This is a genomic window from Mesorhizobium loti CJ3sym (assembly GCF_000472785.1).
In the GTDB taxonomy this organism is placed as follows: domain Bacteria; phylum Pseudomonadota; class Alphaproteobacteria; order Rhizobiales; family Rhizobiaceae; genus Mesorhizobium; species Mesorhizobium loti_E.
The window spans coordinates 134,871-158,521 of sequence record NZ_AXAL01000012.1; the positions used below are offsets into that span (position 1 = coordinate 134,871).

A 23,651-nucleotide genomic window follows, 5' to 3' on the forward strand; every position below is an offset into this window, starting at 1 on the left:
TTCTCAGGTCAGGTAATTCAGCAGGCTAAGCTGCTGGAGGCGTGCCGTCAGCGCAAAGGAGTTTTCAATCTGCTGCGTCAGATTGGCGACGCGGGTGGCGGCTTCCGCCGGATCGACCGATTCGAGATCGAGTATGTGGCGCTCGAACAGGTCGGTCTGCGTCTTCATGCGGTCGCTGGCATCGGACACCCGCTTCTGCACGATGCCGGTCTGCGACTGGACCTGGGCGATGCCGCTCAGGGCTTCGCCAACCATGTTCTGCGTGCGGCTGACGATGGTGTCCTTCGCCGCCTGGCTGATGTTGGTGGACATCAGGCTGGTGACGATGGCCGCCGCCATGGCGAGCTTCTTGATACCGTCGCTGTTGGCGCCAGTGGAGGTCTCGGTGGTTTCGTTGAGCGCGATGCGGCTGACGATCTGCTGGTCGGTGGCATTCGACATGTTGGCCTGCCAGCCCGCGCCCATGAACTGCGGTGTGACATCGTTGGTGATGAAATCGTCCATCTGGGCCGCGGTGATGTTGGCGGCGGCCGGATCATCGGGGGTGAAGCCGAACTTGGTGACGAAGGAGGCGTCGAAGGCCGCCTTGGCGGGAGACCCAGCGGCCGTGAAATCGTTGATCGGCTTGACGTCGGTGTTGGTGCCGGCGAACAGATATTCGCCGTTGATGCTGGTATTGAGGATCGAGCCGAGCTGCTGGATGGCGGTCTTGCCGGCAGATTGGGTCAGGCTCTGCGAGGAATCTCCAGATGTCGCCGATGTCAGGCTGGACAGGAAGTTCTGCGCCACTCCCGAGAGTTGGCTGAGCGAGGTCTGCGTCGATGACAACCGGGCGGCGACCAGTCCGTTGGAATCGACGATGACGTTGAGCCGGTCGAGATCGCGCGAGAAGGTGACGGACTGGGCGGTGCGGCCGCCAAGCGCCAGTCCAACGTCGGCGACCTTGCCGGTCGAAGATTCCTTCGTGGCTTTGACCAGGTCGGACTGCATGCGCATCTGCTGATAACGCATGGCATTGGTAAGGGCAGCAGTAGAGACTGAAGTCATGGCTTATCCCACCGCGCTGAACAGCGCCGTCATCATGTCGTCAACGGTTTTCATCATCCGGGCTGATGCCTGGTAAGTGTGCTCGAGGTCCAGCATCAGCGACATTTCCTGGTCGACATTGACGCCGGTTGCGTTGGACAAGGCATCGGCGCTGCGCTGCGCCAGGGCTTCCTTGGCATCGGCGGCCGTCGAAGCCTGCTGACGCACGCCCTGCAGCCAGCCGATCGAATTGGCGGCGTAGTCGGAGACGCTGGACGTTGCCGAAATTCCGGCCGCCGGATCGAAAGCCATCGGCTTGTCGAGCTGGTCGCCATAGGCAACCAGAAGATTGGAGTATGAAGCTCCGCCAGTGGTGTTGGCGACATAGGCCGCGCCGTTGGCGCCACCGTCACGCAGCAATGTCGGGTTGCCGCCAGTGCTGGGATCCATGGCCGCATTGATCTTGATCGTACCAGCAAGCCCGTTGACGAGCGTGCCCGCGGCCGGAACTGCCGGCGCGCCCGACCAGGTGAACAGGCCGGCGGCGTTTGGCAGTGAAGGTGCGGTTTCGGCAAAGGCGGTGATCAGGCCGCGCGCGGTTTCGTCGAGCTGGCTCTGCACGGTCGAGGCCACGCCGTCGCGCAATTGCAGCAGGCCGGCAATCGTGCCGCTGGCGGTGGTGTTGCCGCCGGTGCCAGCCGAGACCGGTACATTGTCGATATAAACAGTGTTGCCGGGCGCGCCCGCGGTATAGCCCGACGATGGGGCGAAGCTGACGGCGCGCGGGATGGTCTCGAACAATGTCGTGCCGTCACCCGTGGTGATGACCATGTCATTGTCGCCACGCGTAAAGGTCGAGACCGGAATGTAGTTGCCGATCTTCTTCAGCAAGGCGTCGCGCTGGTCGAGCGCATCGGAAACGTCGGTGCCGGAACGTGTTCCGGACATGACCGCCGTGTTGGCATCCTGGAACTGGTTGAGCAGCGAGTTGAGGTCTTTGACGGCCGTATCGATCTGGCCGTCGGTCTGGGTGCGAAAATCCTGAATGGCCTTGGAGCCATCATTCAGGGAGCGCACGACCTGTTTGGCTGCATCGATGACGCTCGAGCCGAGATTCTGGTTGGACGGCGAGGTGGCGTAAAGCTGCAGCGCCTGCTGCAGATTACCGATTGCGGTCGAGGGCGAGGACGCATTGTCGACGCCATTCACCGAAACGTCGAGCTGATCCATGCCGCTGTAGAGCGCGCTCTGGCCGGCGTAGGCGGACAGAGCGCCGAGGTTCTGGCGAAACAGCAGGTCGTTGGTTGCGCGCTGAATATCAACCGAACGCGCGCCGGGTGTCGTGCTGGTGACCAGCGCGATGCGGCGCGAATAGTCCGGATTGTTGGCGTCTGCCACGTTGCGGGTGACAACGCTGGTCTGCCGTGAGGTGGCCAGAAGCGCCGATTGGGCGATGCTCAGTGCGGAAGAAAGCGACATGCTGGTCTTTCACGGGCGAAGCCCGGTTTATCTCTTCAGGTTGACAAGGACGTCCATCAGGTCGGAACCGGTCTGAAAGACTTTGGAGTTGGCGGTGTAGCTGCGCTGCGCCGCGATCATGTCGGTCAGCTCTTCGGCGATATCGACGTTGGAATTTTCGAGCGCGCCGGAGATGATCGAGCCGGCCTTGCCTTCATTGGCAAAGCCGACACGGATCGCGCCGGAGTCGGTGCCCTGCGCGTAGACATTGCCGGGAAGCGCCTTGAGCTGGTCGGGGCTCTGCACATCGGCCAGCGGAATCTTGTAGAGCGGCTTTGAGGTGCCGTCCTTGTACTGGGCGTAGATGGTACCGTCCTTGCTGATCTGGATCTTGTCGATGGTGCTCGGCGCGTTGCCATTGACCTGGGCATCGGAGACCGTGAAGCCGGTCCCGAGCTGGGTCAGTGTCGACAGGTCGAGATTGAGGCTGGCGCCGCCCGGCACGGTGAACGTGATGCCTGTGGGCGTGCCGGTCAGCTTGCCGTTCGTGGTGTCGAAGGTCAGGTTGGCCGAGCCGAGCGCGCCGCCGGCGGCGTAGGGGAACCCGGTTCCAGCCGTCGCCTTCGACTGATCGAAGACCGCCACTTCCCAGGTGCCGGCACCGGTGTTGGTGAAATAGACATCGAGCAGCTTCTTGTTGCCGAGGTTGTCATAGGCGACCATGGAGGACTTCGAGGTGTATTGCGCGCCTGCCGAGTTGGTGGAGGGCAGACTGCCGCTCGCCACCGGTGTCGCGCCCGCCGGCAGATTTCCGCTGTAGGTTCCCGTAGTGCTCGGCGTTGCGGTCAATCCCTGATCAGAGATGACGACCGGCTCCAGACCTTCAAAGCCATTCACCGTCGCTGCCGGCGTGCCATTGGCGTAGCTGTAGGCCATCAGCTGGAAGCCGGCCGCGTTGACCAGCCTGCCCTGTGCGTCGGGAACGAATGCGCCGGCGCGGGTCAGGAAAGGTGTGCCGCTCGGGTCCTGGACGACGAAGAAGCCATCGCCGCTGACGGCAAGGTCGGAGACAGAGGTCGTGTATTGGAGCACGCCCGGATCGCTGACCGCCTGCCGGATCGTGGTGGTGACGCCGCCGGAATTGTAGGCGCCGCCGGTGGTCGGCATGACCAGCGTCGAGAATTCAGCGGAGGATCGCTTGTAGCCGGTGGTGTCGGAATTGGCGATGTTGTCGGCTGTCGTCGACAGGCGATTGGCCTGTGCGTTCATGCCGGAAACGCCGGTCCGCATCATTCCGTAGAGGCTCATCGAAGTGTCTCCGCTATATCCATGCCACTGGCTTCGAGGCTACGCGTCCTGTCTTGCGCGAAGCTGGCGCGGCAGCGCATCAGAACACCAGCCGGTAGCCGAGGAAGCGTTTGGAATCGATCGGGTCGCTACCCAGCTTCTCGCGCAGTTTCTTGCGCAATTTGCTGATGTGGCTTTCCACCACGTTCTCCTCGACCTCTTCGTCGAAGATGCCGTAGATGGCGTTGAAGACTTGGGTCTTGGTGACCCGGCGGCCGCGGTTGCTCGCCAGATATTCGAGGATGCGGCGTTCGCGGCGCGGCAAGGGCAGCGGCTGGCCGTCGATCTCGGGATCGCGGCCGTCCATGAAGATGCGCATGGCGCCGATCTCGGTGTAGGCGACGTCCTCCTGGGCACGGCGGCGGATGGCGGTGATGCGGGCCAGGATCTCGCGGATATGAACGGGCTTGCGGATGACGTCGTCGACGCCGCTCTCGAACAACCGCAGCGTGTTCTCCAGTGAATGCTGCTCGCTCAGCGCAATGACCGGAGCTCCGGTGCGATCGCGGATCTGGCGTGGAGAGATCGAGCCTTCGCGGCAGTCACCGATGAGGAAGGCGCGGACCGAGCGCAGATCGGTATCGGCAGCCGAGTTCACCCACTCGCCGAATTCGCCAGGCGCGAAGCCCGCGCAGGCGACGCCCTCTCGATCAAAAAGTGAATTGTATCCGTCTGTCACGAGCTCTCGCTCGTCCACGATAACAATCATCGGCCCCACCTTCCGAATCAGCACATCTGCCCCGTGGGAAGAGGCGTAACCGCTGGCGGGAAACCTGAACAAGCGTCATTTCTTGTAACTAGTTTCTTGGGAGTCTGGAATCGCACCGGTTGCATTAGCGTGCAGCCAGATATGCTTGGGGTGGCAAGTCTTGATCAAGTCAAAACAGACAATCGCAAAGTGCCTGAATCGGTGTATTAGAAGCAGAAGATACGCTTACGGGTTGCAGAAGGCGCGAGCGTTGGTGGTCCACTTGCCAAAACCGGTGGCAACCATGTTGGCGATCACCCTGCAGACATAGACCTTCTGTGCCGGGTCGTTGTCAGGACCCGCATGATAGCGCGCGACAGCCATCGACCAGGTTTCGTGGCGGGCATGCAGATCGGCCAGGAAACGCGCCGCGTAGTCAACGTTCTGGCGCGGGTCAAGCATGTCCTCGACGCTGCGGAAATGCGTGGAATGATAGTGGTGGTTGATCTGCATGCAGCCGAGATCGATCAGCGTCTTGCCCTCGCGCTGCGCATTGGCGAAGATGGCAAGGGCTTCGGCCCGGCTGCTTGGGAAGACCGCTTTCCCTTCTATATTCAAGGCGTTAGGCTGAAGGCTGCCTTTCTTTCCGGTTTCGGTCAAGCCGACGGCATAGAGGATGCCGGCGGGCACGCCATAGCGGTCGGCGGCGCGCAGGATCTCGGGCTCGCAGGGATTGGTGGCGGCAGCGGCGTTGCTCGCGAGGCTAGATAAAGATATCGCCGCCAGTGCGCTCGCGAGAAGGCGAAGCGGCGCGGCCGTGTGCTTGCGCGTCATCATGGTTACCCCTTGCGGACTGCTGGCCCGGTTGCTGGCCGCCGGCTCCACTGTTGCCGCCGCTGGAGTTTCCGGGTTGAAAGGATGACTGGTCGCGGCCAGGCGCGGCGGTCAGCGAAGCGGTTGCATCCGTCCGGGTTGTAGACGGAACGGCCACTGACGGTTGCAGGATGGTGACCTTGTCAACCTCGAAGCCCAGCCCGCGCAGCGACTTGACGATCGCCTCGCTGTCGCTGGAAAGGCGGCGGTAGGCGTCGTGCGTTTCGGGCTTCAGTTCAATCGAGAGTTGTTCTCCGGAGAGGCGAAGATGGGCCGTGACCACGCCCAATTCGGCCGGATGAAGTTCGATCTTCAACACATGTGTCGGAACGGCAACAGAGTTGGCCAGCTGGGTGGTCGCGGAGGCCGTCGAAACCGCTTGCTTTGTGCCAACATCGGCCGCTACGGCATTGATTACGTTAAGCGCTGCCTGGCTCATCGGCGCCTGTGGCGGGGCCGGGAAGCTGCGCTCGGAAATCACGTCGATGCGCGCCTTCGCCGAGAGCTGTTTTCCTGGCTCCGAACGCAAGGAGAATTGGACGTCGGCGATGGACTTCAGCTGCGTTGCCGCCTGCTTATCTTCCACGCCCGGCACCTCGGCTGGCGGCGTCTCGGGCAGGGGGCCAGCAGCGATTGCATTGTCACGCCGCGGCGCGCCGGCGGCGGCATCACGGAGGGACTGGCCGTCGAGCTTCGTCAACGGGCCATCGACGAGCGACGCCAGCTCAGGCTTCGACATGGGTTCGAGGTCGTCGTGCCCGGTGACGGATTTCGGCTGATAGGCCTTGGGCAGGACCTTCCCGTCGGGTGCCGGGTCCTGTCCGGCTTCGCCCGCAGCTGCCGACTTGGCCGATGTCGAGAAATGGCGCAAATCATGGAACGCCATCAGCAGCGGCAGATGGTCTTCAAGTGGCGTTGCGCCGGCGTCTGTCGCCGATTTTTCGGTGTCGGCGTCCTTGTCCGTCCCAAGGTCCTTGTCGTCCTTCATGGATTTCGCAGCCGTCAATCCGCTCGGCGTGGTCCTTGCCTTGCCGGCCGGCATCGGCTCATCCTCGCCGCCTTGAGCCGCAAGGCCAGCAGCAAGCTTGCTCCAGCGCGGATCGCGCGGCCCGGCTTCTGTCGCCGACTGTTTTTCCGAATGGGCAGGGCTTGCACCGCCATCCACCATCTTGCCGAAACCAGCATCATTCTTTCCGGGCGCGGCCGGCTGTTCCGCCGTTGTGCGTGCGGCGGTATATCCTGGCAAGGCTGGGCCGAGGCTGGGGGTCATTTGGGGGCGGCTCCAAGCATCTGGTCGATCAGGTCGAGCTGTCGACGGGTTTTCATCATGGCGGCGTCGGTCGGGTCAGTCGTGTCGGCGGTGGCTGAAGCCGTCGGCGCTGATGCCGGCAGGACGGTCGCCGCATCGGCTGAAGGCGAAGGCGCGCTCGGCGCAGCGACCGCTTTGGCTCCGGATGGCGCAACAGCAGGCTGTTCGGAGGCAGCACCCTCGACAGGTGGCAATCCGGCCTCGTCGGCGGCCTGTGCGGCCTCAGGTTCGGGCTGCGGTGTAACGGCCGCGGGCGACGGGGCTGGAAGGGAAGCTGGCGGCGCCACGACTTCACCGGCGATCGCCTGGGCCGCGTCGAGCAAGGCACGGTCACCGTCCGACAGCTTGCTGCGGTCGATCTTGCCGAGCTTGGTGCGCACATCCTCGATCGTGCCGGAGGTCACGGTGGACAGGCTGGAGTAGAGCAGCGCGCGCGGATCGCCCTGATTGGTGTTGCCGTCGCGACCCTTAACGGCGCGTGCCGAGGCGAAGGCCGACAAGTCGCTCAGCCCGTCGATCGCGGCACGGCGGGCGATGCGCAGATAAATCACCGTTTCGCGCTCGGGATCCATCATCGAGGTGATATCGGCCAGCTTGTCCTGGCTGATCGACATGTGCAGCGCGATGACGCCGGAGACGAAGGAGTCGGCGAACTGGCTGGCATAGGGGGAATAGAGATAGCGCTCGACATACTGGGTGGAGGCAAGCGCGAACCGCGCCGCATCGCCTTGCGCCACGGCAATGCCGACCGAGCGCCGCAAGGCCGCTTCCTCGACGAGGGTGCCGGGGCTGAGCAACCTGGCCTCGTCGAGCAGCGTGAGCGCGGTAGCCGGCTCATCCGTCGCCAGCAGCGACCCTTTGACCAAGGCAAGGAAGGCGCCGAGATCGCTAGGCAGCGCCATCGGGTCGATCGGCTTCAGAACGTCGATGGCGCCGGCAGGCCGGCCGACCAGATAATTTATAATGCCCTTCGCGATCGCAAGGTCCTGGGCATCTATCGACGTGGCGCGAGACACTGCCCCTTCGACGGTCGCCGGGTTGCCGCCGCTCATGCCGTAGACCAGCAGCGCGCGAAAATTCCTGGGGTCCTTGAAGTCCTCGGCATCTGCTTGGCGCAGCCGCGCATCGGTCATTTCGAGCAGCTTGGCCTGCATCGGCATCGCGGCGTGATCGCCGGCGGCGATACGGTCCTGGATGAGCTGCAGCGAGCGCACCAGCTGATACGGCTGCAGCGTGTCCTGGGCAAAGCCGGCCGACGGATATCCGGCGGCCAGCAGCAACAGGCCCATCAGCCGGCTGGTGATGGCCGCCCGCTTCATCCGCCGCTCGTCATCAGTATTTCGATGCGGCGGTTGGCCGCCGACATCGGATCGGCTGCGTCCTTCGGCTGGCGGTCGGCGAAGCCGGCGACCTCGGTGATGCGGCGTTCGTCAACGCCGCCGCGCACGAGCATGTAGTAGGCGGAATGCGCGCGCGCCGTCGACAGCCGCCAATTGTCGTAGGTGGCGCTGCGGAAAGGCCGGGCATCGGTATGGCCGTTGATGCTGATGGTGCCCTTCTGGCTGTTGACGATGCGGCCGATCTTTTCCATCGCCAGCACCAGCTCGCGGCTGGGAACCGCCGAGCCGACTTCGAACATGCCGAAGTCGAGCTGATCGGTGATCGAAATGACGACACCCTTGTCTGTGGCTTCGACCGAGACGCCGTCGTGCAGCTTGTCGCCGGGCTTGAAGGCATCGGCCAGCTGCTGCTTGACGTCGGCCGCCGCCTTCAGCGCTGCGGCGGTCGGCGCCTTTTCCGTGGCTTCGGCCTTTGCGGCTTCCTGTGCTGCGGCAGCTTCCGCCTTGGTCGTGGCCTTGGTGTCCGCGCGTTTGGTGTCGTTGGCCGTGGCATCGCCAGACTTGGCATCGCCAGACTTGGCCGAGGCCATCGCAACCTTGCCATCCTTCGCCAGCGGCTCGAGAGGCGCGTCCTCGATGGGCGGTGCCGGCGGCACGGCCTTGACCTTGGCGACCTGCGCCTCCGCGGCCTTGTCGCCGGGCTTCAGCGGATCGCCCTCGATCTTGGGGCGCTGCGCACTTGCCTCGGCGATGGGCGTGGCGACCTGCTGGGACCAGAAGTCCGGCTCGAAGGGATCACGGTAGGACGCGCCGCCGGAGGCGCCCGTCGCTGGACCGGCGCTCTGCGCGCCGCCATCACCCTTCTGGCTGACATTCTGCATGGTGCCGGTATCGGTGGCGATTTCCGAAAGCACCGCGTAAGGGTCGGCGAAGAGATGATCGTCGGATTGTTGCGGCTGCTGTGGCTCCTGCTTGTCCTGCTTGCGGTCGGATGAACCGGCCTCACCATTGCCGCCCTGGCCTGCCTTGGCTGTCGCCTGTTGCGGGTTTGGGGCCGTCGTGCCGATCGCGCTTGGGCCGTCGCCCAGGTCTTCCAGGCCCTTGCGGCTCGAATTGCGGTCGACCAGCTTCACAGGATTGAAGTAGCTGGCGACGGCGGCCTTGGTCTGTTCGTTGGCGGCATTGATCAGCCACATGACCAGGAAGAAGCACATCATCGCGGTCATGAAGTCGGCGAAGGCGATCTTCCAGACACCACCATGATGGCCTTCATCGTGGTCGCCATGGGCGCGCCGCACGATGATGATCTCGTGCCTGCCATGATCGGCATCGGCAACACTCACGACAAGACCTCCGAAAGGGTTGCCGACCATTCGGCCATGCGTGTCTCGAAGACGGCCTCGTCAATGGTCACGGTCAGGTCGAAGCCGGGCGCCTCGACGAAGTCGAGATTTGCAGCGCGTGGCCCAAGCGATGCCTTCAGCGTTTCGAACAGCGAGAGCGGCCCGCGCACGGCGATGCGCACCGCTTCGGCATCGCCGGCGGCTTCGCGAACCGCGCCAGCGAGCGCTTCAAGCGAGCGCTTCTGCAGATCGTCACTGACAACGCCGCCGATGATGCGGGCGACCGTGGCCGCGACAAGGTCCGTCACGCGCGCCTCCATGGCGTCGATGCGCGACGCGACCGCCGCGCCGACATCGCCGCCGAAGCTGTCGAGAAAGACCCTTGCTTCCTCGGCATTCGCCTGGCGTTCGGCTTCCAGCGCTGCGTCATGGGCAGCGACCAGTCGTTCCCCGAGTGTTGCCTCCGCCTGGGCAACCGCCTCGGCGATCAGTGTGCCGATATCGGCCCGTGGAGCCGCCGGCTCCGACTTGTGCTGAGGATCGGTTGCTGCCTGAGGCTGGCTGACGCGCTGCGCGCGCGTGCCGAAGTCAGGGAGAAGATCGAAGAGGGCTGCGGAGGCCATGATTTATGCCGCGACTTCCTGGGCTGCCCATTTGCGCAGGATCTGCGCGGTGCGCTCCTCGTTGAGGTCGACCATGCGGGCGAGCCGCTCCTGTGGTGCCGGTCTGATCTTCTGGCGAAGGTCGTCGAGCGGCGTGGGGCCGGACCGCGAACCGGGCAAGGCGCCGCTATTGGTCGCCGCGTCGGCGGAAGCGGCTGCCTCCGGTGTCGGCAGCGAACGCTGGACCTCATCGAAATTTGGCCCCGCTAAGGCGGGTGTCGCCTTTGCCGTCAGTGCCGCCGCCATCGGCCGCAAGCCAAAGAAGGCGACCAGGAACACGACGATGATGAAGGCGCCGGCATTGATCATCGTGCCGGCATGCTGGCCGATGGAATCAAGCATTCCAGCCTGCGGGATGGCCTCGCCATCCAGCCCGTCGATGAACTCGACCGCCGAGACGTCGATGACGTCGCCGCGCTTGTCGTCGAAACCGGTGGCGGAGCTCACCATCTTCTGGATTTCGGCGACGCGCTTGGCGATCTGTTCGGGCGTCGCGTCCTTGCCCAGGATCGCCTTCAGCCGCTCCTGGTTGACGACGACGGCAATCGACATCTTGGTGACAGTGTAGCCGTTGGAGACGGTGGCGACCTTCTTGGAGTTGATCTCGTAATTGGTGATCTCTTCCTTGCGGTCGTTCGCCGAAGTGGTCTGCGGGCCATCGGTGCTGGTTGCCTGGGTCTCCGGCAGGTTTTGCTCGACACTGGCCGGGGTGGAGGCCTGTTTCTGGTTGCTGTTCTCATTGGCACGCACCGACTGCACCGAGCGCTCGACGCGAGAATTCGGATCGAAGATCGTCTCCTCGGTCTGGCGAGTGTCGGTGTTGACGTCGGCCTTGACGCTGGCGCGGAAATTATCGGGCCCGAGATAGGGGCTGAGCGCCCGGCGGATGTTGTCGCCGATCTGGGCTTCCACGGTCTGCTCGACGCCGAGGGTGCGGGCGGCACTGGTGTTGGAGGGATCATCGCCAGCGGCCAGCAGATTGCCGTTGGAATCCAGCACCGTCACCTTGTCGGCCGACAGGCCGGGAACGGCGGCGGCGACGAGATGGCGGATCGACATGGCGCTTTTCTCAGCGTCGGTGCCGGCGTAGCGGATGACAACCGATGCGGACGGCTGCTGCTCGTCGCGACGGAAATTGGCGCGTTCCGACATGACGATGTGGACGCGCGCGGCCTTGATGCCTGAGATCGACTGGATGGTGCGGGCGATCTCGCCTTCAAGCGCGCGCACGCGGGTGATCTGCTGCATGAAGGAGGTGAGGCCCATCGCGCCGACATTGTCGAACAGCTCATAGCCGGCATTGGCGCTGGTCGGCAGGCCCTTTTCGGCAAGCAGCATGCGCGCTTGCGCCGTGGTGCCGGCCGGCACCAGCACGGAGGTCCCGTCGGCGCCGACGTCGAAGCCGATGCCGGCCTCGCCCAGCACCAGGCCGATCTGGTTCACGTCGGCGCGGTCGAGCCCGACATAGAGCGTGTCGTAGGCCGGGCGGTTGAGATAGACCGAAGCGATGCCGATGACACCCATCACCAGCACGGCGATGCCGGCCAGCATGGCAAGGCGCCTGACGCCAAAGCCACGGAGATTCGAAATGATGCTCTGGATCTGTTCCGGCACGATTGAGCGACTCCCAGCATGACTGTCCGCCGGAACACTAGCCCTCGAAGCTTGTGCGAAAATGAAATGGGCCGCGCTTGCGGCGCGGCCCATCGATTTGAGGAGGAGATCCCTCAGCTAAGTGGAGATTAGCCGTTCTTGAACAGCGACAGGATCGACTGCGAGGAACTGTTGGCGATCGACAGCGACTGGATGCCGAGCTGCTGCTGGACCTGCAGCGCCTGAAGGCGGGTCGATTCCTTGTTCATGTCGGCATCGACGAGCTGGCCGACGCCGCGGTCGATGGAATCCATCAGGCTCTGGGTGAAGGTCTTCTGCAGGTCGATCGAGCTCTTGGCCGAACCGAGGATGGTGGCGGAGTCGGTCAACTGGCTCATGACATTGTCGATCTTATTGACCATCTGCGTGATGATGTCGTCGGTGACGCCCGGGGCAGTGATGTCAAGATTGAAGGCCGAGACATTGTCGATCTTGGCAACCGTCGTTCCCGCGGCGGTCTGGCCGGCGGTATTGGCCGCGATGTCGGTGCTGCCGCTGGCGATCGAGGCGGCATAGGCGGTATCGTAAAGGTTCTGGGCCGCGGCCGTGGCGTAGACCGAGGTTGTACGGTCGATAATGCCCTGGTTCTTGACGGCGGTGGTAAGCCCGCTGTCGAAAAGCTTGGTGCTCTCGACATCGATATCGATCGTGCCGAGCGAGATCGCGCCCGACGAAGAGCGATTGAATGAGGAGACGATCTGGGAGTTAGGTTGGACGCCGTCATTGGCGGCGGCGACTTGCTTGGACGCCACCGACAGATAGTTCGAGCCGGAGAAAGTGGCCGCGTCGGCAAATGACTTCATCTGCGCCTGAAGCGAGGTGATTTCGGTCTGCGTTTTTGCCTTGTTGGCATCCGTCTGGCCGATAGTCGAAAGCAGCTTGGTCTTGAGGTTGCCGATCGTCGTCAGGACATTGTTCATGCCGGTATAGGCGGTGTCGACCTTCGAGGCGCCGAGGCCGAGTGCATCCTGCACCGTCGAGAGCGCTTGGTTGTCCGAGCGCATCGTCGTGGCGATCGACCAGTAGGCGGCGTTGTCGGAGGCCTCGGAGACCCTGTAGCCCGTCGAGATTCGGGCCTGCGTCTGCTCAAGCGATTTGTTGGTGGCGTTCAGGCTTTGAAGTGCGGTCAACGCCGCCGTGTTAGTCATGATGCTCGCCAAGAAACTCGTTCCTTTTCCAAGGCCGGCCCTCACCGGCATAACCCTCACGGACCGGATCGGCCCGCCTATGGATTGCGACCGTGCCAAAAAGGCCGATTCGCCAATCCGATGTAAGCTTTTGGTTAACCATATCTAACGCGCTATGGTTAATGGTCTGTTAAAGACCAGCTTTCGAGAATTAAGGAACGAGCGTTGCGCGGGGCTGGAGCAAACGCGAAACGGGCCGCGCTTTTGGCGCGGCCCGTTCAGTTGGCGTAGTCGTTTGAAAGCGAGAGATCAGCCGCGGAAGAGCGACAGGATCGACTGCGACGAACCGTTGGCGATCGACAGCGCCTGGACGCCGAGCTGCTGCTGGACCTGCAGCGCCTGGAGGCGGGTCGATTCCTTGTTCATGTCGGCATCGACGAGCTGGCCGACGCCGCGATCGATGGAGTCCATCAGGCTCGAGGTGAAGGTCTTCTGCAGGTCAATGGAGCTCTTGGCGGCGCCGAGCGTGGTTGCGGCGTTGGTCATGTCCTTCAGCGCGGCGTCGACGACCTTCATCTGGTCGGCGATCTGCGAGTCGCTGAAGCCCTTGCCGCTGGTCGAGTCGTAGACCTTCAGCGTGGCGACCGAATAGGTATCGAGGGCCACTGAAGCGGCACCCGCCGTCGGGTTCTGTGCGGTGGTGGTAATGGCACCGGTGCTGCCGAGGCGGTCGGCGTCGAGGATGCCCTTGGCCGTGCCTGCGGTGGTGCCGGCTTCATAAAGCTTTGTGCTTTCCACATTGACGTCGATCGTGCTGATCGAAGAGCTGCCGGAAGCGTCGCGATTGAAGGCCGAAACGATCTTGACGTCGGCTGCAGCCGTAGCCGTGCCGCTGTTGACGGACAGCATGTTGGTGCCGGAGAAGGTGGCGCCATCGGCGTAGGCCTTCAACTGCTTCTGAAGGGCAGCGATTTCGGTCTGGGTCTTTTCCTTGTCGGCATCCGTCTGGCCGTAGGAAGCGACCAGCTTGGTCTTGATCTGGTTGAGGGTGTCGATCGAGCTGTTCATGCCGGTGTAGGCGGTGTCGACCTTCGAGGCGCCGAGGCCGAGCGCGTCCGAAACGGTGGACATGGCCTGGTTGTCGGAGCGCATCGTGGTGGCGATCGACCAGTAAGCAGCGTTGTCCGATGCCTGGGAAACGCGATAGCCCGTCGAGATGCGGGCCTGGGTAATGTCGAGGTTCTTCTGGGTGGCGCTCAAGCTCTGCAGAGCGGTCAACGCCGAAGCGTTGGTCATGATACTGGCCATGGCTACTCGTACCTTGTTTTTACAGGTGTTTTTGGCATACCGGATTGTCCGGTATGACGGAGCGGCATCATGCCAATGACCGTTGCGTTTGGGTCACCCGCCATCTGCGAGCGACTATGGCGGCGAGTCCCTACCAAAGGGCTAAATCGGACGGTTAATCGAAAATAATTTGAGAAAAATTCGACACCGTCCAGGCCACCGCACGGTTCTTCCGGGCAGTCCCGGCTGCAAGCTGGGAGCGCGGGATCAGTTGAAGGAACGCACCAGGCTGCCGACGAGCAGGTTCCAGCCGTCGATCAGGACAAAGAACAGGATCTTGAACGGCAGCGACACCACTGTGGGCGGCAGCATCATCATGCCCATCGCCATGGTGATAGTGGCGACGATCAGGTCGATGACCAGGAATGGCAGCACGATCAGGAAGCCGATCTCGAAACCGCGCCGGATCTCGGAGATCATGAAGGCTGGCACCAGGATGCGCAGGTCAACCGTCTCCTTGGCCACGACCTGGCCGCGCTCGCGGGCAAGGTCCGCGAAGAGGTCGAAGTCCTTGTCGCGCACATTGTGGAGCATGAAGGTGCGGAACGGATCCGAGATCTTCTCGAAGGCCTCGGTCTGGCTGATCTGGTTGTCCATCAGCGGCTTGACGCCGGTGTTCCAGGCCTGATCGAAGGTCGGCGCCATGACATAGAAGGTCATGAACAGCGACAGCGAAATCAGGATCAGGTTTGCCGGCGTCGACTGCAGGCCGATGCCGGCACGCAGGATCGAGAAGGCGATGACGAAACGGGTGAAGCTCGTCACCATGATCAGCAGCCCGGGCGCCACCGACAGCACGGTCAGCAGGCCGAACATCTGAATGATGTAGCCGACGGTGGTGCCGTCGGCCTTGCCGATACCACCGAGGTCCAGCTGCTGCGCCGCCGCGACGGAGGTGGCGGCGCCAATCAGTGCGATAGTGAGAAGGAATTTTCTCATTCGAGCAGCAATGTCCTGATGAGAACCTGTTTGGCGTGGCCCTGGCTGCGGATCGAGGCGCGTTCCTCGAGATCTGCCTTCAGGTGTTGGTAACCGCTGGCGCCCTCGATCTGATGCATCTTCAGGGTGCGCACGTATGCCAGAAGGTCCTGTTGGATGTCTTCAGCCATCGCTGGCAGCTGCGGCGCGTCATAGACCACCGAGACTTCCATCCTGATCCAGGTGTCGGCGGGGGAGGCGATGTTGGTGGTGATCGGCGCCAGCGCGACGAGCGTCGGTCCCGTGCCCGGCTCGTGTGCGGTGGGGGGCTGATCGACCTTGCCCTCATTTTCAGGCGCAACCGGTACCGATGACGGTGCGCCGACGCCCTTGAGATAGCCGCCCGACATCCAGCCCATGCCGATGGCGGCGGCCGTCACCACGAGCAGCATGGCCAGCTGGACGACAAGGGAAGAACCCTTGCGCGGCTGCACCTGTTCGACATTGGCCACGGTGTTGTTCTCCAATCCCTAGAACGGAAGAACCTGATCGAGAACCTGCTGGCCGTAAGCGGGCTGCTGGATCTCGGTGATGCGTCCACGTCCGCCGTAGGAGATGCGCGCCTCGGCGATGCGTTCATAGGGGATCGTGTTTTCCGCACCGATATCGGCCGGCCGCACGATGCCAGCGATGGTCAGCACCCTGAGTTCGGCGTTGACGCGCACTTCCTGCGAGCCGCTGATCATCAGGTTGCCGTTGGGCAGCACGTCGGTGACGATGGCGGCGACATTGAGCTCAAGCGTTTCGGATCGCTTGATCTCGCCGTCGGCAGTTGTGTCCGTGCCGGACGAGAGAGCGCCTGAGCCTTTGCCAGCGGTGCTCAGCTTGTCCCATTGCGCGCTGATGTCGTAACCAAGTTTGCGGTTGGCGGTTCGGCTTCGGTCGTTCTGGTTCTTGAAGTTGGCCCTGTCGTTGATGGAAATCTTGACCGTGAGAATGTCGCCCTGCGACAGCGCGCGAGGATCGGTGAACAGTCGGCTCTGGCGGTCGTCCCACAGCGAGAACTTCTTCACAGGGCCCCGAGGTGGCTGGGGGTATTTGTAGAGGGAAGAGGTGTTGCCGCCGTCGATGCCGGAACCCACCGGAGACATCGCCGGATCCCTGCCGACCTCCTTGAGGTTGGTGCCGCAGCCGGACAGCGCCGCTACCGCGCACAGGATGAGCATTCTGCGGATCATGACGGGTCTACCCTTCGGGCTGCGCTGGCCATGATGCCGGTGAGCGTCGCCGCCGCCTTCTGGTCCATTTCGTTGAGAATGACGCTGGCCTTGCGTGAATCGAGCTTCATCAGGATGGCTGCGGCGAGGTCCGCATTGACGATTGCCAGGCGTTCGGCCGCGGCATCCGGCTTCATGCCGGCATAGATCTTGACGACACCGTCCTCGGCCCGGGCCAGGAAGACCTCGCGCCGCTTCAGCCAGGTTTCGTATTCGGCCTTCTTTGCGTCCAGAGCCTTCATGCGTTCGTCGATGCCGGCCTGGAGCTGCTTCAGTTCTTCAGCCTGCAACTGATAGCGGCGGTCGCGGGCCGCGTCGGCGATGTTGGAGCAGAAGCGCTCGATCTCGCTCTGGTCCGGCGCCTTTTCCCGCGCCAATTGCTGCGGCGCCACCGCAGGCTGCGCTCCGGGCAGAACCTGGCGAACGACATCCTCGCCATGCGCGCCGCCGCCGGCAGCGGATACGGCAGCGAGAGCCGTGACCGCAAACAGGATTGCGCGGGAGGGGCGTCTTTGATTGGGGGAGAGGGAAGGGATCATCGGCATGGCCTATTGGAGAACCAGATCGGCTTGCAGGGCGCCGGCCGACTTGATGCCTTGCAGGATGGCAATGATGCCGTCCGGCTTGACGCCGAGACGGTTGAGGCCGGAAACGAGGGTTTGCAGGTCAGGCCCGTCAAGCACCGCGACGCGGCCATTGGGCCGGCTGGCGTCAATGGCGGTGAACGGTTCGACGGCAGTTTCGCCCTTGGAGAAGGGTTCGGGCTGCACGACGCGCGGCGCTTCGGTGATGCGTACCGTCAGCGTGCCGTGGCTGATGGCGACGCGCGAGATCTTGACGTCGTTGCCGATGACGATCGTTCCGGTGCGCTCGTCGATGACGACGCGGGCCGGGGTGTCGGATTCGACCACCAGATTCTCGATCTCGGCATAGAAGCGGGCCGCCGAAACGTTCTTCGGCCGCCTGATCTGGACGGTGCGGGAATCGCGCTCGCCCGCCACGCGCATGCCGAAACGCTGGCTGGTGTAGTCGTTGATGGCATCAGCGATGCGGATTGCGGTCGAAAAATCGGGATTGCGCAATTGCAGCGTCAGCGTCGACTGGTCGTCGAACTCGGCTTTCACCGAACGCTCGACGATGGCGCCGTTCGGCACCCGGCCGGCGGTCGGCACGCCTTGCGTCAATTGCTGGGCCTGACCCGTGGCAACGAAGCCGGAAACGATGACCGCGCCCTGGCCGACGGCATAGATCTCGCCGTCCGCCGCCTTCAGCGGCGTCATGATCAGCGTGCCGCCGGCAAGCGAGGTGGCGTCGCCCATCGAGGATACGTCGATGTCGATGCGGGCTCCCGACTGCACGTAGGGCGGCATGTTGGCGGTGACGATGACGGCGGCGACGTTCTTGGCGCGCGCGCTGCCGCCTTCGGTGGCGATACCGAGATTTTCGAGCATGGCGCGGATCGACTGTTCGGTGAAAGGCGAATTGCGCAGGCTGTCGCCCGAGCCGGCGAGGCCGATGACAAGGCCGTAGCCGACGAGCTGGTTGTCGCGCGAACTCTGCAGCTGGGCAATATCCTTGATGCGCGAGGCGACCTGGCCAGGCGGCAGCGAGCTTGGCCCCGGTGAAACGCGGAACATGCGGGTGGTGGTGGCCGGATCATATTCGGGGTCGTCGTAGACGCCGCCATTCTTGGCGGCGAGGTCGCGCTTGGCCTTGGGCGTCAGGCCGTCGGCCAGCGCCGGCTGCAGGCCGAGCGCGGCCGCGAGCAAAAGGGCAAGCGGGCGCATCATGAAGAGCTGACCTGGATGGTTCCATCGGCCATCACGGTGCCGGAAAGGATCTTGCCGCTGTCGCTGTTGCGAACTTTGATCAGGTCGCCGGCCGAACCCGGCTGCAATGTCACCGCGGTGGCGGATATCGTCAGACCGCCGGCGATGAAGAAGACCTGCACGGCAGCGCCCTGGTCGACCAGCCAGGCCTCGCGGATAGCGGCGGTAGGAATGTAGCGGCCAGGCAGCAGCGTGCGCTTGGCGACCTTTCCCTGGAGTTCCTCGGCCAGCGTCGCCATCGCATCGGGCTTGTGCTTGCCAGGAATGAGCGTCACCTGTTTCAGGGCGGCAAGCTCGATGGTTTCGCCGGGATAGATGACCCGGTTGGGGATCAGCACGACTTCGCCGGCAGGCTGGTTGCTGGCGATCTGCGTTGCAGATTGGCCTGTCGATTGGTTTGTCGATTGCGTCGCCGATTCCTGGGCAAAAGCCGGCATACCGCTGGCCACCAGCGCAAGGGCGAGCGCGGTGCGGCGGAATGCGGAGCAGGAGATCGGCATGGCCATCATCCGTTACCTCAGGTTCTTCGAGACGACCGAGGCCATGTCGTCGGCGGCCTGGATCACCTTGGAATTCATCTCATAGGCACGCTGCGCCGAGATCAGCTCGGTGATTTCCTTGACCGGATCGACATTGGAAGCCTCGAGATAGCCTTGCTGGATGGTGGCAAAGCCGGGGTCGCCGGGCACGCCGACATTGGCCGGGCCGGAGGCCGCCGTTTCCTGGAACAGATTGTCGCCGAGCGGTGCGAGACCCGCCTCGTTGGCGAAGTTGGCGATCTGGAGCTGGCCGAGGCTCTGAAGAGCGGTCTGGCCGTCGATGCGGGCAAAGACCTGGCCGGTCTTGTTGACGATGACCTCGACCGCATCGGTCGGCACGGTGATGGCTGGAATGACGCTGGCGCCGTCCACCGTCACCAACTGGCCGGTAGCGTTGGTGTTGAAGGCACCGGCGCGGCTGTAGAGCGTGCCGCCGTCAGCCCCCTCGATCTGGAACCAGCCCCGGCCGGTCAGCGCCATGTCGAAACTGTTGCCGGTGCTGGTCAGCTCACCCTGGGTGTGGACGTTGCGCACGGCCGTCGTCTTGACGCCGAGGCCGATCGAGACGCCTTCCGGCACCAGCGAGGCGTTGGAGCGGTTGGGTACGCCTTGCGTGCGGTCGACCTGATAGAGCAGGTCGGAGAATTCGGCTCGCGCCCGCTTGTAGCCGGTGGTGTTGATGTTGGCGATGTTGTTGGCGATGACTTCCAGATTTGTCTGCTGGGCATTCATGCCGGTGGCGGCGATGGCGAGTGCTTTCATGCCCTAACTCCTCAAATGCCCATTCGACTGACTTCGAGATAGGCGGAAACAACTTTGTCGCGGATGGCGACGGCGGTCTGCAGCGCCTGCTGCGCGCTCATCACCGCGTCGACGACCTGACGGGTATCGGCATCGCCCTTGAGCGCCTGGAGCGATACCTGTTCGGCATTCTGCATCGTGTTGACGGTCTTGGCGGCCGCCTGGCTCACCGCTTCGGCGAAGGAGGTGCCAAGATTGCCTGCAGTCGCGGGCGCGACACCGCCCTGAAGCAGGTCGGTCGCCGTATCGCCCAGCCCTGGCTTCAGGTTAAGCGCGCCGATGCCGTTGACGATCATTGGTTCCTCATCAGGTCGATGGTCATGGAAATGAGGTCGCGCGCCTGCTTCACGACTTGCAGGTTGGCCTCGTAGGAGCGGTTGGCCTCGGTCATGTCGGCCATTTCGATCAGCACGTTGACGTTGGGCATCTTGACGTAGCCCTTTTCGTCGGCGGCTTCGTTGCCGGGCTGGAACTCCACCGGAAAGTCGCTCGGATCGCGATCGATCGAGTTCACTTCAACCGTCGAACTGCCGGAGGCCCGGTCGAGCTCGGAGACGAAGCTGATGGTCTTGCGGCGATAGGGGTCGGCGCCGGGGGTGGTGCCGGTCGACTGGGCGTTGGCGAGGTTTTCCGAAACCACGCGCAGGCGCTCGGACTGGGCGCCGAGGCCGGATGCTGCGACTTTCAGGGCTGCTGTCAGTGCGTCCATGGTCAGCTCTTCACCGCCATCATCATCATCGAGTGGAATGCCTTGACGATGGCTGTGTTGAGTTCGAAGGAACGGCGTACCTCGCCGGCCTTGAGAAGCTGGTCTTCAAGCACGACCGAGTTCTTGGACGGCAAGACCACGCCATCGTCTTCCTGCGGCTTGATGGTGAAGCCGGCATTGGTCGCCGCGCTGCCGAGATGGCCGGCCTCGGTGGTCTGCAGCGACACCGCCGTGCGGTCGAGCACCTTTTCGAAAGGCTCGACATCATTGGCCGTGTAGCCCGGCGTGTTGGCGTTGGCGATGTTGCCGGCGATTGCCGACTGGCGCACGGAAAGCCACTGCGCTTGCTTGGCGGCGAGATCGAAAAGGGAAACGGGCTCCATGAGAATCTCCGGGCATGTGCCGAGGAGACTAGGCCGCCAGTCTTGCGTGGACCTTGCGCAGGGCCGCAAAGCGCGATTGCAAGGTCTTACTTCTCTAGAGGGATCACCTGGTCGGAGCTGGTCAGCATGACCCATTTGCCGTTGCGCTGTTCGATCGACGAGACCTTGCTTGAATCCGGCAGCGTCGAGCCGCGCTGGACCATCCACAGGCCGGTGTCGTCCTCGATCATGGCGCGGCCATTGGCGACGTGGACCATGCGGAATTTTCCGACGTCGGCCGGGAAGGGCTGGTCGCCAGGAGGCGTTTGATGGGCATCATCCCGCACCGTTCCTGTGGCCAACAGATCAAGATCCGTGCTCGGGACATCCTTCGCCGTCAGCGGCGCGCTGCGTTCGGCGACCACGCCGCCGCCCGCGCGCCCCGAATTGGTGCCGGTGCCGCCGAACTTGATTGCCTGCACGCCGAACTGTTCCTGGTTGAAGAAGATGTACCAGGGAAACAGGGCGCAGGTCAGGCCGAGCGTGATGCCGAGCGCGGCGAAGACGAAGTCGCTGCGCCGGTCTGCCTTCTTGCGCAATTTGGGAAATTGCGCCTTTGGCGGCTGGGGCCATTCGGTAACCGCAAACAGGCCATCGATCAGCGATTCGCGGCTGGCTTGCGTCATTTCGGCAGGCTCTACGCGGGGAACCTCATGCATGGCGGTGGGCCGAGCCAGAACAGGCTCGGACCTGGGCAGCGCCGGCTTGGCGGCTCTGGTCAGAACAGCCGCGGTCTTGGCTGCTATGGCGTTGGCGGCCCTTGCCTTTGCAATCCTGGCCTCCTGCGCCCGAGCTTCCTCAGCCGCGTTCGCCTCCGCGATCATCTCTTTCAGGATGCGCTCGGTATACTGGCGTTCAGTCTCCTGATTCGGCATTCAGCTTTCCCTTGAGATGGCGGGCGAGATCGGAGAACGGATCGGATGATGGACGGTCCCTCGGCGATTGCGTCAGCGCCTCGTAGATCAGCGGCACCTGGCGCACGGCGATATCCAGCTCGGCATCGGCGCCGCCCTGATAGGCACCGAGCAGGCGAATGTCGCGCGTGTCCTCGAAGCGTGAGATCATCGACTTCAGCCGCGTCACCAAAGCGCGCTGTTCGACACTCCAGGCCTTGCCGGCGAGACGCGATATGGACGACAACGGATTGACCGGCGGATAGCGGCCCTGTTCGGCGATCGCGCGGTCGAGCACGACATGGCCGTCGAGGATGCCGCGCACGGAATCGGCGACCGGATCGTTGTGGTCGTCGCCGTCGACCAGCACGGAAATGATGGCAGTGATCGAGCCCTTGCCTTCGGCTCCGGGTCCGGCGCGCTCGAGCAGCTTGGGCAGTTCGGTGAAGACCGAGGCGGGATAGCCGCGGGCGACCGGCGGCTCGCCGGTTCCCGTCGCCACCTCACGCAGTGCGTGGGCGAAGCGGGTAATCGAGTCCAGCACCAGCAGCACGCGGTGGCCCTGGTCGCGAAAGTGCTCGGCGACGCGCATGGCGGTGTCGGGAGCGCGCCGCCGCATCATGGCGCTTTCGTCGCTGGTGGCGACGATGGCCACAGTCTTTGCCATGCTGTCGCCGATCGTGTCCTCGAGGAATTCGCGGACCTCGCGGCCGCGTTCGCCGATCAGCGCCACGACGACTGTATCGAAGGCGTCGGCGCCGGCGAGCATGGCGAGCAGCGTCGACTTGCCGACGCCGGAACCGGCAAAGACGCCCATGCGCTGGCCGAAGCAGAGCGGCGTGAAGATGTCGATGACCTTGACGCCGGTCATGAAGGCGGTGCCGACGCGCTGCCGCGCCATGGCGCTGGGCGTCGTGGCGTGGGCCGACATGTCGTCGCCCCTGACTAGTGGCGAGCCGCCATCGATCGCCCGGGTCAGCGCGTCGATGGTGCGGCCGCGCCACGAGGCGTGCGGCGCCACGGCGAGCGGGCCGCGGCGAAACACAGCATCGCCGATGCCGGCATCGGCGCTGCGCTCGAAGGGCGCGACGACAATCTCGTCGCGGCTGATCTTGACGATTTCACCGCGGCGCGTTCCGGCTTGGCCACGCTGCTCAACAATGTCGCCCAGCCTGGCGAAATCGGAAAGGCCACGCACCTTGTAGTGCGTCGGTGTGACTTCGGTGACGAGACCGCCACGCTTGACCAGTCCATCGGCTCCGTTGAAACGCCGCCATATCCGTTCCAAGGCGGCCAGCCGGTCTTCCGGCGCCGGCTGGCCCTGCCTTTCGGGTGCGCGGAGCAATGTCTGGCCTGATGACATGCTACGACTTCGAGCCGAGCGTCTTGATCGCCTCGTCGGTGGAGGAATCCGTCTGCCGCATCAGCGCGGCGGTGTTCTCGAAGGCGCGCTGGACCATGATCAGCCGCGTCATCTCCATCACCGGATTGACGTTGGATTCCTCGACGAACCCCTGGGCGATGCCGACATCGGAGCGATCGGTGACCGGTTCGGGGGTGCGGGCGGGCACGATGCCGGAATTACCGTAGCGCACGAAATTCTCGCCCGGATCGAAATCATAAAGGCCGATCGAGCCGACAAGCTGGTCGTTCTGGCGCAGCGAGCCATCGGCGCCGGCCTTTGGCGGGCCGTTGCGGGGGTCGAGCTGGATCGGCGCGCCGCCGGCGTCGAGCACCGGATGGCCTTCAAGCGACATCAGCTCGCCATTCTCGTTCATCGAGAAGCGGCCGTCGCGGGTCATGACCGTGCCGGCCGGCGTGTCGATGGCGAACCAGGCGTCGCCCTGGATGGCGAAATCGAACGGATTGCCGGTCTCGGTCAGCGAGCCGTGAGCGCCGGAAAGATAGGTCTTGCCGGTCGAGGCGAAGGACACCGACTTCTGCCCGGCGCCCGTCACCACGTCCTCGAATTTCACGCCGGTAGCGCGAAAGCCGACCGTGTTGGCGTTGGCGACATTGTCGGCGATCGTGTCGAGCCGGCGCTCGAGCGCCATCTGCGCGGAAAGGGCAACGTAGAGACTGTCTCGCAT

Annotated in this window: 25 protein-coding genes; all 25 read right to left on the bottom strand. The window is 63.8% G+C overall.

Annotation, left to right across the window (positions count from 1 at the left end; translation table 11 throughout):
• Nucleotides 1–3: 3 nt before the first annotated feature.
• The 25 genes from A3A9_RS0118280 to flgF all read right to left on the bottom strand — a co-directional run bounded on the left by A3A9_RS0118280 (nt 4) and on the right by flgF (nt 23,651).
• Nucleotides 4–1,047 carry a flagellar hook-associated family protein gene (locus tag A3A9_RS0118280; protein ID WP_027060066.1) on the bottom strand — a complete coding sequence of 348 codons (1,044 nt, stop codon included), beginning with the start codon at nt 1,045–1,047 and terminating at the stop codon, nt 4–6.
• 3 nt (nt 1,048–1,050) lie between these two features.
• Nucleotides 1,051–2,505: a flagellar hook-associated protein FlgK gene (flgK, locus tag A3A9_RS0118285; RefSeq protein ID WP_027060067.1), complete on the bottom strand. Its 1,455-nt coding sequence runs from the start codon at nt 2,503–2,505 to the stop codon at nt 1,051–1,053.
• A 27-nt stretch (nt 2,506–2,532) separates the two neighbouring features.
• Nucleotides 2,533–3,792 carry a flagellar hook protein FlgE gene (locus tag A3A9_RS0118290; protein WP_027060068.1) on the bottom strand — a complete coding sequence of 420 codons (1,260 nt, stop codon included), beginning with the start codon at nt 3,790–3,792 and terminating at the stop codon, nt 2,533–2,535.
• Between the two features lie 79 nt (nt 3,793–3,871).
• Nucleotides 3,872–4,540 (bottom strand): response regulator transcription factor, encoded by a 669-nt coding sequence (locus A3A9_RS0118295; protein ID WP_027060069.1) that lies wholly within the window; start codon nt 4,538–4,540, stop codon nt 3,872–3,874.
• Between the two features lie 225 nt (nt 4,541–4,765).
• Nucleotides 4,766–5,353, bottom strand: coding sequence for a transglycosylase SLT domain-containing protein (locus tag A3A9_RS0118300; RefSeq protein WP_051371005.1), 588 nt, complete (start codon nt 5,351–5,353; stop codon nt 4,766–4,768).
• Entirely contained in the window at nt 5,283–6,434 is a 1,152-nt protein-coding gene (locus A3A9_RS0118305; protein ID WP_245279068.1) for a flagellar hook-length control protein FliK, read from the bottom strand. The genes A3A9_RS0118300 and A3A9_RS0118305 overlap by 71 nt, the downstream gene beginning before the upstream one ends.
• A 224-nt stretch (nt 6,435–6,658) precedes the next feature.
• On the bottom strand, nt 6,659–8,020 hold the full coding sequence (locus A3A9_RS0118310) for a chemotaxis protein MotC (protein ID WP_027060072.1): 1,362 nt from the start codon (nt 8,018–8,020) through the stop codon (nt 6,659–6,661).
• The gene (locus A3A9_RS0118315; RefSeq protein ID WP_051371007.1) at nt 8,017–9,414 is read right to left on the bottom strand and encodes a MotB family protein; all 1,398 of its coding nucleotides are present in this window, start codon (nt 9,412–9,414) and stop codon (nt 8,017–8,019) included. Before A3A9_RS0118315 ends, A3A9_RS0118310 begins: the two co-directional genes overlap by 4 nt.
• Nucleotides 9,381–10,007 (bottom strand): hypothetical protein, encoded by a 627-nt coding sequence (locus tag A3A9_RS0118320; RefSeq protein ID WP_027060074.1) that lies wholly within the window; start codon nt 10,005–10,007, stop codon nt 9,381–9,383. The genes A3A9_RS0118315 and A3A9_RS0118320 overlap by 34 nt, the downstream gene beginning before the upstream one ends.
• A 3-nt stretch (nt 10,008–10,010) precedes the next feature.
• Nucleotides 10,011–11,660 carry a flagellar basal-body MS-ring/collar protein FliF gene (gene fliF, locus A3A9_RS0118325; protein ID WP_027060075.1) on the bottom strand — a complete coding sequence of 550 codons (1,650 nt, stop codon included), beginning with the start codon at nt 11,658–11,660 and terminating at the stop codon, nt 10,011–10,013.
• 128 nt (nt 11,661–11,788) lie between these two features.
• Complete coding sequence (locus A3A9_RS0118330; RefSeq protein WP_027060076.1) at nt 11,789–12,859, bottom strand: flagellin; 1,071 nt, start codon at nt 12,857–12,859, stop codon at nt 11,789–11,791.
• Nucleotides 12,860–13,135: 276 nt separating this feature from the next.
• Nucleotides 13,136–14,134 (bottom strand): flagellin, encoded by a 999-nt coding sequence (locus A3A9_RS0118335; RefSeq protein WP_027060077.1) that lies wholly within the window; start codon nt 14,132–14,134, stop codon nt 13,136–13,138.
• Nucleotides 14,135–14,380: 246 nt separating this feature from the next.
• The gene (fliP, locus tag A3A9_RS0118340) at nt 14,381–15,112 is read right to left on the bottom strand and encodes a flagellar type III secretion system pore protein FliP (protein ID WP_027060078.1); all 732 of its coding nucleotides are present in this window, start codon (nt 15,110–15,112) and stop codon (nt 14,381–14,383) included.
• Nucleotides 15,109–15,603, bottom strand: a complete 495-nt coding sequence (locus tag A3A9_RS0118345) for a flagellar basal body-associated FliL family protein (protein WP_027060079.1) — start codon at nt 15,601–15,603, stop codon at nt 15,109–15,111. The genes fliP and A3A9_RS0118345 overlap by 4 nt, the downstream gene beginning before the upstream one ends.
• An 18-nt stretch (nt 15,604–15,621) precedes the next feature.
• Entirely contained in the window at nt 15,622–16,329 is a 708-nt protein-coding gene (gene flgH, locus A3A9_RS0118350) for a flagellar basal body L-ring protein FlgH (protein WP_027030820.1), read from the bottom strand.
• Nucleotides 16,326–16,913, bottom strand: a complete 588-nt coding sequence (locus A3A9_RS0118355; protein WP_033838661.1) for a MotE family protein — start codon at nt 16,911–16,913, stop codon at nt 16,326–16,328. Before A3A9_RS0118355 ends, flgH begins: the two co-directional genes overlap by 4 nt.
• A 3-nt stretch (nt 16,914–16,916) precedes the next feature.
• A complete protein-coding gene (locus A3A9_RS0118360) occupies nt 16,917–18,158 on the bottom strand; it encodes a flagellar basal body P-ring protein FlgI (protein WP_027060081.1) in 1,242 nt (413 codons plus the stop codon).
• Nucleotides 18,155–18,703 carry a flagellar basal body P-ring formation chaperone FlgA gene (gene flgA / locus A3A9_RS0118365; RefSeq protein ID WP_161634514.1) on the bottom strand — a complete coding sequence of 183 codons (549 nt, stop codon included), beginning with the start codon at nt 18,701–18,703 and terminating at the stop codon, nt 18,155–18,157. Before flgA ends, A3A9_RS0118360 begins: the two co-directional genes overlap by 4 nt.
• 6 nt (nt 18,704–18,709) lie before the next feature.
• Nucleotides 18,710–19,498 (bottom strand): flagellar basal-body rod protein FlgG, encoded by a 789-nt coding sequence (gene flgG / locus A3A9_RS0118370; protein WP_027060083.1) that lies wholly within the window; start codon nt 19,496–19,498, stop codon nt 18,710–18,712.
• Nucleotides 19,499–19,509: 11 nt separating this feature from the next.
• Nucleotides 19,510–19,833 carry a flagellar hook-basal body complex protein FliE gene (locus A3A9_RS0118375; RefSeq protein WP_027030815.1) on the bottom strand — a complete coding sequence of 108 codons (324 nt, stop codon included), beginning with the start codon at nt 19,831–19,833 and terminating at the stop codon, nt 19,510–19,512.
• On the bottom strand, nt 19,830–20,246 hold the full coding sequence (flgC, locus tag A3A9_RS0118380; RefSeq protein ID WP_027060084.1) for a flagellar basal body rod protein FlgC: 417 nt from the start codon (nt 20,244–20,246) through the stop codon (nt 19,830–19,832). Before flgC ends, A3A9_RS0118375 begins: the two co-directional genes overlap by 4 nt.
• Before the next feature lie 2 nt (nt 20,247–20,248).
• Nucleotides 20,249–20,629, bottom strand: coding sequence for a flagellar basal body rod protein FlgB (flgB, locus tag A3A9_RS0118385; RefSeq protein WP_027030813.1), 381 nt, complete (start codon nt 20,627–20,629; stop codon nt 20,249–20,251).
• A gap of 86 nt (nt 20,630–20,715) precedes the next feature.
• Nucleotides 20,716–21,543 carry a hypothetical protein gene (locus A3A9_RS0118390; protein WP_027060085.1) on the bottom strand — a complete coding sequence of 276 codons (828 nt, stop codon included), beginning with the start codon at nt 21,541–21,543 and terminating at the stop codon, nt 20,716–20,718.
• Entirely contained in the window at nt 21,524–22,924 is a 1,401-nt protein-coding gene (gene fliI, locus A3A9_RS0118395) for a flagellar protein export ATPase FliI (RefSeq protein ID WP_027060086.1), read from the bottom strand. Before fliI ends, A3A9_RS0118390 begins: the two co-directional genes overlap by 20 nt.
• Nucleotide 22,925: 1 nt before the next feature.
• Complete coding sequence (gene flgF, locus A3A9_RS0118400) at nt 22,926–23,651, bottom strand: flagellar basal-body rod protein FlgF (RefSeq protein ID WP_027060087.1); 726 nt, start codon at nt 23,649–23,651, stop codon at nt 22,926–22,928.

Coding starts and splice junctions, on each gene's coding strand:
- A3A9_RS0118295 (WP_027060069.1), bottom strand. CDS start 4,540: ATGATTGTTATCGTGGACGAGCGAGAGCTCGTGACAGACGGATACAAT.
- A3A9_RS0118310 (WP_027060072.1), bottom strand. CDS start 8,020: ATGAAGCGGGCGGCCATCACCAGCCGGCTGATGGGCCTGTTGCTGCTG.
- A3A9_RS0118355 (WP_033838661.1), bottom strand. CDS start 16,913: ATGCCGATGATCCCTTCCCTCTCCCCCAATCAAAGACGCCCCTCCCGC.
- A3A9_RS0118390 (WP_027060085.1), bottom strand. CDS start 21,543: ATGCCGAATCAGGAGACTGAACGCCAGTATACCGAGCGCATCCTGAAA.
- flgC (WP_027060084.1), bottom strand. CDS start 20,246: ATGGACGCACTGACAGCAGCCCTGAAAGTCGCAGCATCCGGCCTCGGC.
- flgF (WP_027060087.1), bottom strand. CDS start 23,651: ATGCGAGACAGTCTCTACGTTGCCCTTTCCGCGCAGATGGCGCTCGAG.
- fliI (WP_027060086.1), bottom strand. CDS start 22,924: ATGTCATCAGGCCAGACATTGCTCCGCGCACCCGAAAGGCAGGGCCAG.
- A3A9_RS0118290 (WP_027060068.1), bottom strand. CDS start 3,792: ATGAGCCTCTACGGAATGATGCGGACCGGCGTTTCCGGCATGAACGCA.
- A3A9_RS0118375 (WP_027030815.1), bottom strand. CDS start 19,833: ATGATCGTCAACGGCATCGGCGCGCTTAACCTGAAGCCAGGGCTGGGC.
- A3A9_RS0118305 (WP_245279068.1), bottom strand. CDS start 6,434: ATGCCGGCCGGCAAGGCAAGGACCACGCCGAGCGGATTGACGGCTGCG.
- fliP (WP_027060078.1), bottom strand. CDS start 15,112: ATGAGAAAATTCCTTCTCACTATCGCACTGATTGGCGCCGCCACCTCC.
- A3A9_RS0118360 (WP_027060081.1), bottom strand. CDS start 18,158: ATGATGCGCCCGCTTGCCCTTTTGCTCGCGGCCGCGCTCGGCCTGCAG.
- A3A9_RS0118320 (WP_027060074.1), bottom strand. CDS start 10,007: ATGGCCTCCGCAGCCCTCTTCGATCTTCTCCCTGACTTCGGCACGCGC.
- flgH (WP_027030820.1), bottom strand. CDS start 16,329: ATGATCCGCAGAATGCTCATCCTGTGCGCGGTAGCGGCGCTGTCCGGC.
- flgA (WP_161634514.1), bottom strand. CDS start 18,703: ATGGCCATGCCGATCTCCTGCTCCGCATTCCGCCGCACCGCGCTCGCC.
- A3A9_RS0118335 (WP_027060077.1), bottom strand. CDS start 14,134: ATGGCCAGTATCATGACCAACGCTTCGGCGTTGACCGCTCTGCAGAGC.
- A3A9_RS0118300 (WP_051371005.1), bottom strand. CDS start 5,353: ATGACGCGCAAGCACACGGCCGCGCCGCTTCGCCTTCTCGCGAGCGCA.
- flgK (WP_027060067.1), bottom strand. CDS start 2,505: ATGTCGCTTTCTTCCGCACTGAGCATCGCCCAATCGGCGCTTCTGGCC.
- A3A9_RS0118315 (WP_051371007.1), bottom strand. CDS start 9,414: ATGGTCGGCAACCCTTTCGGAGGTCTTGTCGTGAGTGTTGCCGATGCC.
- flgB (WP_027030813.1), bottom strand. CDS start 20,629: ATGGAGCCCGTTTCCCTTTTCGATCTCGCCGCCAAGCAAGCGCAGTGG.
- flgG (WP_027060083.1), bottom strand. CDS start 19,498: ATGAAAGCACTCGCCATCGCCGCCACCGGCATGAATGCCCAGCAGACA.
- A3A9_RS0118280 (WP_027060066.1), bottom strand. CDS start 1,047: ATGACTTCAGTCTCTACTGCTGCCCTTACCAATGCCATGCGTTATCAG.